Source organism: Gordonia sp. ABSL11-1 (genome assembly GCF_030315685.1).
In the GTDB taxonomy this organism is placed as follows: Bacteria; Actinomycetota; Actinomycetes; order Mycobacteriales; family Mycobacteriaceae; genus Gordonia.
Genome location: NZ_JASXSI010000098.1, coordinates 1 through 680, shown reverse-complemented (window position 1 = coordinate 680; position 680 = coordinate 1). Strand labels below are relative to the sequence as shown.

General features: G+C 66.0%; 1 protein-coding gene. It reads left to right on the top strand.

All coding sequences use genetic code 11. From position 1 onward, the window contains the following. A partial coding sequence (locus tag QSJ19_RS26615) for an HNH endonuclease (protein WP_286324063.1) occupies positions 1–680 on the top strand: 680 nt, incomplete at both ends.

The following is a 680-nucleotide window of genomic DNA, read 5'->3' as shown; positions in this document are numbered from 1 at the left end:
CCATCAACACCCTCACCAAACACAAGACCACCGACGGACGCCTGCACGTCGAAGCCGACCTCGACACCGAAGTCGGCGAAAAATTCCAGGCCGCGATGGAACGCTACGGCGCACCCCGGCCCGAACCCGACGGCTCCCCCGACGCCCGATCCACCGAACGACGCCTCGCCGACGCCCTCGAAGTTGTGCTCGACATCGCCGCCGCAGGCGGACACGACATGAACAGTGTTCCGAGAACACACGTGCTCCTGACCATCCCCGCCGACAACCCCCAACTGGCCACACTCGAACACAGCGGATCGATCACCCGCGCCACGATGAACCGACTCGCCTGCGACCCCACAATCACACCCCTGCTCGTCGACGGCGAAACCGTCCCCCTCGACGTCGGCAGAGACAAACGGCTGTTCACCCCCGCACAACGCAAAGCCCTCTACATCCGCGACCGATGCTGCATCAAGTGCGGTGCGCCCGCCGAACGCTGCCACGCCCACCACATCACCCACTGGAGCCAGGGCGGCGACACCTGCCTGGCAAACGGGTGCCTACTGTGCCCAGCCTGTCACGCCGACATCCACCACAACGGATGGGACGTGTACATCGGCACCGACCACCACGCCTGGCTCACCCCACCCGCCACCGTCGACCCCCACCGACGACCCGTACCCAGCTACAACCGA